The sequence below is a fragment of the Mycolicibacterium vinylchloridicum genome, from assembly GCF_013404075.1.
Lineage (GTDB): Bacteria > Actinomycetota > Actinomycetes > Mycobacteriales > Mycobacteriaceae > Mycobacterium > Mycobacterium vinylchloridicum.
This window is the reverse complement of record NZ_JACBJQ010000126.1, coordinates 1-4,725: the sequence shown is the minus strand read 5'-3', so window position 1 is coordinate 4,725 and position 4,725 is coordinate 1. Positions and strand designations below refer to the sequence as shown.

General features: G+C 69.5%; 7 protein-coding genes. 3 read left to right on the top strand and 4 right to left on the bottom strand.

Features of this window, described 5'->3' with window-relative positions; genetic code table 11:
* Positions 1-230: CPBP family glutamic-type intramembrane protease (locus tag HPC46_RS33745; RefSeq protein ID WP_179476340.1), on the top strand; the 230-nt coding region annotated here is incomplete at its 5' end.
* Here HPC46_RS33745 and HPC46_RS33740 read toward each other — a convergent pair.
* On the bottom strand, positions 227-808 hold the full coding sequence (locus HPC46_RS33740; RefSeq protein ID WP_179476339.1) for a CGNR zinc finger domain-containing protein: 582 nt from the start codon (positions 806-808) through the stop codon (positions 227-229). The two genes, HPC46_RS33745 and HPC46_RS33740, sit on opposite strands and share 4 nt — an antisense overlap.
* A 119-nt stretch (positions 809-927) precedes the next feature.
* Between HPC46_RS33740 and HPC46_RS33735 the strand changes: the two genes are divergently transcribed.
* Entirely contained in the window at positions 928-1,437 is a 510-nt protein-coding gene (locus tag HPC46_RS33735; protein WP_233717028.1) for a hypothetical protein, read from the top strand.
* Here the strand turns inward: HPC46_RS33735 and HPC46_RS33730 are convergent.
* Positions 1,434-2,447 (bottom strand): zinc-binding alcohol dehydrogenase family protein, encoded by a 1,014-nt coding sequence (locus HPC46_RS33730; protein ID WP_179476338.1) that lies wholly within the window; start codon positions 2,445-2,447, stop codon positions 1,434-1,436. The genes HPC46_RS33735 and HPC46_RS33730 overlap by 4 nt on opposite strands.
* Positions 2,448-2,518: 71 nt before the next feature.
* Here HPC46_RS33730 and HPC46_RS33725 point away from each other — a divergent pair, with 71 nt between their 5' ends.
* Positions 2,519-3,499: an Acg family FMN-binding oxidoreductase gene (locus HPC46_RS33725; RefSeq protein WP_179476337.1), complete on the top strand. Its 981-nt coding sequence runs from the start codon at positions 2,519-2,521 to the stop codon at positions 3,497-3,499.
* Here the strand turns inward: HPC46_RS33725 and HPC46_RS33720 are convergent.
* Together HPC46_RS33720 and HPC46_RS33715 are read right to left on the bottom strand one after the other, a co-directional pair.
* A complete protein-coding gene (locus tag HPC46_RS33720) occupies positions 3,496-3,795 on the bottom strand; it encodes a GlsB/YeaQ/YmgE family stress response membrane protein (protein WP_179476341.1) in 300 nt (99 codons plus the stop codon). The two genes, HPC46_RS33725 and HPC46_RS33720, sit on opposite strands and share 4 nt — an antisense overlap.
* 102 nt (positions 3,796-3,897) lie before the next feature.
* Positions 3,898-4,725, bottom strand: an 828-nt coding sequence (locus tag HPC46_RS33715) for an APA family fibronectin-binding glycoprotein (protein ID WP_179476336.1), incomplete at its 5' end; no start/stop codon positions are given.

Genomic DNA, 4,725 nt, shown 5'->3' with positions numbered 1-4,725 from the left:
CGCTGGGCTTGACCAGCGGCAATGTCGGCTTCACCCGGATTTTCGGCGGTGGCGTGGTCGGCATGCTTGCCGGGGTGGTCATGGCGGTGGTCGCAACGGGAGCGGCCGGATTCGTGTTCACCTGGCTGCGCCGGCGCAGCGGCAGCCTGATCGCGCCGATCGCACTGCACTGGTCGCTGAACGGACTCGGCGCCTTGGCCGCCGCACTGGTCTGGCACCTGTCGGCCTAAGTTCTGCGTCGCGCCCGGAACTCCCGGTTCTTCAGCTTGTTGCCGCAGGTGGCCATGTCGCACCAGGTGCCGCCGTGGTTGCGGGACCGGTCGTAGAACGCCCACCGGCAGTCGTCGTTTCCGCAGGCCTTGAGGTATGCCCAAGTGCCGTCGCGCTGGGCGTCGGCGATCACCAGCAGCAGTCCGAGCAGCCGTCCGTCCAGGGATTCACCGTCGGCGGCCACCTGCAGCGCGCCATCGACGCCGAGCTGAATCCGGGCCGCCGAGGCGTGGGCGATCCGGCTCAGCGGTGCCAACTGGCCGGTGGTTGGCGCCGGGCCGCCCGCGTTGTGCACGAGCATGGCCCGCAGCGCTTCCCGCAGCTCGCGGATGGTGTGCAGTTCGTCGGCGGTGGGAACTCGGCCGGGCGGCAGGAGTCCCTGGTCCTGCAGCCACGGCTCGGCGTCGGCGGCGAGCGCCAATCGGTCGGCACCGGATTCTCGATCGAGCGTGTTGACCAGCGCTTGTATCCGGGAGAGCGGCATCGGTGCCGGCTTGCCCTCGGTGTCCCCGAGCCACTCCGCAGGGGCCTGCGTCATCACACCAGCGTAGGAGTTCGTGACCAGTAAATCAACTTGACTGGTCATGCATGACCGGTGTAGCGTTTTGGATGGTCACAAGAGATGGCAACGATGCCGTCTCGGAATAGGAAAAGGCCATGGGGCCCAACGATTTTCAGGATTACATCCGCCAAGCGAACACTAGCATCCGGCTGCCGGGCGGATTATCCGCCCCCGCTTCGTCCGACTGCCTCGCTCACGCAACCTTCACCGCCCGTTTGCGGGCTCGGCTCTTCGCCGGTCGGCTCGATCGCGAGGTCGAAATGGGCCTCGTTCCACTGCCCGGCAGCTCGCTGGCTGTTCACACCGCGCGGCTGACCTCGGTCGAGGAACGCGAAGCTCTCGCCCGCACGCTGCGGCAGGCACTGGCCGATGTGTGTGACAACCGGCGCGCCTTCTCCGCGCGGGTTCCGGTGAATCCGGAGCGGTTGGCCGGCTGCCGCGGCGTGATCGACGACATCACGCTGCTTCTGCATTCGCCGCGCCCGGTGCGCGCGAGGGGCATGGCGCGACTGCGCCTGTTGCTCTCCGACGGCACCGGGCCGCTCTATCGCGCCGGCCGGGGCAGCCTGGCCGCCGAGCTGCGTGGCGTCCTGGCAGCGCTCTAAGGCAACAACACCGCCGCACCCGCGATGCGCCCCTCGGCCAGGTCGGTCAACGCTCGATCCGCTTGTCCGAGAGGGTATTCCGGAGTGGTCACCTCGATGCGGTGACGGCCCGCGAACGAGAGGAATTCCCGAGCGTCGGCGCGGGTGTTCGACGTCACCGACCGAAGCTGACGCTCTCCGAACAAGTGTCGCTGGTAGTTCAGCGCCGGGATGTCGCTGAGGTGAATGCCCGCGATCGCCAGTGTGCCACCACGATCCAGCGCCTCCAGGGCAGGCAACACCAGGTCCCCGACCGGAGCGAACAGGATCGCCGCGTCGAGCTTGACCGGCGGTGCGTCAGCCGCCCCCTGAGCCGATGCGGCGCCCAAGCCCAGCGCGAGCTCACGGGCGTCGGCACCCCGGGTCATCACGTGAACCTCGGCGCCCTGTGCCAGCGCCACCTGGGCGGTGATGTGGGCGCTGCCGCCGAAGCCGTACATCCCCAGCCGCCCGCCGGGTGGTAGCTCGGCGCGCAGCAGCGATCGGTAGCCGATGATGCCCGCACACAACAGCGGCGCCAGCTCGCTGTCGGTGTAGCCGTCGGGCAGGTGATGGGCGAAAGCGGCTGGGACTGTCGCGAAATCGGCGTATCCGCCGTCGGCGTCCCAACCGGTGTAGAGCGAATTCGGGCACAGATTCTCCGCGCCGCGCCGGCAGTAATCGCACACCCCGCAGGTGTGGCGCAGCCACGCCACCCCCACCCGGTCCCCCACCGCGAAGTCCGCACCGGCGTCCGGACCCTTTGCGACGACCTCACCGACCACCTCGTGCCCGGGTGTCACATGTGGGCGGTGCACGGCCAGGTCGCCTTCGGTGACATGGAGATCGGTGCGACAGACCCCGCACGCCCGGACCGCGACCAGAAGCTCGTCGGACCCCGGCTGGGGAATCCGCGCGCCGCTGTCCAACTCCAACGGCTGAGTTTGCATCGGCCCGGGCCGCCGGACACGCCAGGCACGCATTGTGGACATGGGACCAATGTCCCACGATCAAGGCCATTCGGGGCCTGTGCCGAACGCGAATTCGGTGTGACCGTGTGGATATGGACACCGAACTGCCCGACCGGGCGAGCATCGAGGCTGCGCTGGCGCTGGCAGTCCGTGCACCGTCGGTGCACAACTCCCAGCCGTGGCGCTGGCGGGTCGGCGACCAGAGCGTGCACCTCTACGCCGACCCGACGCGCCACCTGCCCCGCGTCGACCCCGAGCGCCGGGATCTGATTCTCAGTTGCGGTGTGGCACTGCACCATTTCACGGTCGCCCTGTCCGCGCTGGGCTGGGCCGCCGACGTGCAGCGCTTTCCCAATCCGGCCGAGCCGGACCATCTGGCCAGCGTGGCGATCCTCGGTCCGGCACGGGCGGAGCAGGACATCGCGCTGGCCGCGGCGATCCCGCGGCGGCGCACCGATCGCCGGTGGTTCTCCTCGTGGCCGGTGCCCACCGGCGATGTCGCGCTGATGGCTGCCCGTGCCGCCCGCTCGGGGGTCACCCTGCAGCGGGTGGACGACGAAGGGGAGCTGGCGCTGGTCGTAGCCCACGCGATCCGTGAACACATCAGCGACCCCGCCTACCTCGCCGAGCTGTCGATGTGGAGTGGGCGGCACGGGACGCCGGCGGGCGTGCCGGCCCGCAACACTCCCGCCGCCGACCGGCAGGGCACGTTCGCCGCGCGGGTGTTCGCGAATCCCGTGCTCGAACAGCCCAGCGATACCGAGGCCCGCGACGATGCCGGTGTCGTGCTGGTGTTGGCCACCGCGACCGACAACCCGCTGGCACTACTGCGGGCAGGTGAGGCGACCAGCATCGTGCTTTTGACAGCCACCGCGCTGGGGCTGGCCAGCTGCCCGCTCACCGAGCCGCTGGAAATCGCGGCCACCCGCGCCGAGTTACGTTCGAAATTGCTTGGCGATGATGGCTTTCCGCAGATGCTGCTCCGGGTCGGCTGGGCTGCGCTCAATGCCGATCCGCTGCCGGCCACGCCGCGACGGCCGCTCTCGGACGTCGTGGCGCCGCTGGCCGGTTAGGTCTTCCGGACCATCCCGACGAGCCAGAGCAGAATCACCGATCCCAGCACCGCGGTGAAGAGGGTGAACCACCACCCACCCGCCGCGGTGTCGAGGAAGAAGCTCAGCAGGAATCCGCCGACCAGTGCGCCGATCACTCCGATGACGATGTTCATCAGGATGCCGGAGCCGCCGCCCTTGACGATCTTGCCGGCGATCCAGCCCGCAAGCGCGCCGATGATGATGTAGCCGATCCAGCCGACGCTGGTCAGCGTCGTCGAACGGGCGAGGAATTCAGTAGCAGCCACCATGTCCATGACGGTCTCCTCGGGGTCGCTGGCCAGCACCGATGCCGGCCGCTATCCCTTTGGTATACCGGCGGCAGGTAACGATTGACCCCTCGATACGGCCACGATCACCTACGCGCCGGGGGTCATCCCCGGAACCGGGGTCTCCACCGGAACCGGAACGCCGACGGGAGCCCTCGTGGGCGGCGGCGCCACCGGGGCGTTGGGATCCACTGGCGGTGGCTCCGGCGGAGGCGGCGGGGTGTACGGCCGGATCGACTCGGCCAGCGCCTTGGCAGCCGCCGGATCGATCGGATCCTTGGCCGTGCCCAGCCACACGACGAACCAGCGCTGGTTGCGCAGTTCCTTGGGCGCGTTGGGGACGGCGGTGCCGACCACGCCGGCCCAGATCTGACCGTTGGGCTTGGTGGTGTCGGTGAACTTCACCTCATAGGACGAGAAGTAGCCCGGCATGTCGCCGGCCTGCAGTGCCCCGCTCTGCTGGTTGAGCCGGACCCCGGGGAACGGCATGAAGAACTCGCCCATATCCGAGGCCAGCCGGATCGCGGCCTTGCTGTTGTCCTGCTCGGCACCGGCGAACAGCTTCAGGTCCAGCCGGCCGAGGATGACGCTGGTGTCGTTGGCGGTCGGCGCGGGCTGGCCGTTCTCGGCCGGGGCGGTCTGCTTGCTCAGCAGCGCCTGGCCGTAGTTCAGGCGCGAGGCGTCGGAGACGACCCAGCTGGCCGGAAGCAGATAGCTGAATCCGCCCGCCGCGTTCGGGACGCGACCCGGCTCCATCGGTGGCGGGGCGTTCGGGTCGACCGGTGGTGGTGGCGGCGCGTTGGGATCGACCGGTGGTGGCGGCGGCGCGTTGGGATCCACCGGCGGTGGCGGCGGGGCGTTCGGGTCGACCGGCGGTGGATCCCAACGCGCCGCCGCCACCACCGGTCGATCCCAACG

Bases quoted from the DNA above. Each gene is read 5' to 3' on its own strand.
- HPC46_RS33740 (WP_179476339.1), bottom strand. From the start codon at position 808: ATGACGCAGGCCCCTGCGGAGTGGCTCGGGGACACCGAGGGCAAGCCG.
- HPC46_RS33735 (WP_233717028.1), top strand. From the start codon at position 928: ATGGGGCCCAACGATTTTCAGGATTACATCCGCCAAGCGAACACTAGC.
- HPC46_RS33730 (WP_179476338.1), bottom strand. From the start codon at position 2,447: ATGTCCACAATGCGTGCCTGGCGTGTCCGGCGGCCCGGGCCGATGCAA.
- HPC46_RS33725 (WP_179476337.1), top strand. From the start codon at position 2,519: ATGGACACCGAACTGCCCGACCGGGCGAGCATCGAGGCTGCGCTGGCG.
- HPC46_RS33720 (WP_179476341.1), bottom strand. From the start codon at position 3,795: ATGGACATGGTGGCTGCTACTGAATTCCTCGCCCGTTCGACGACGCTG.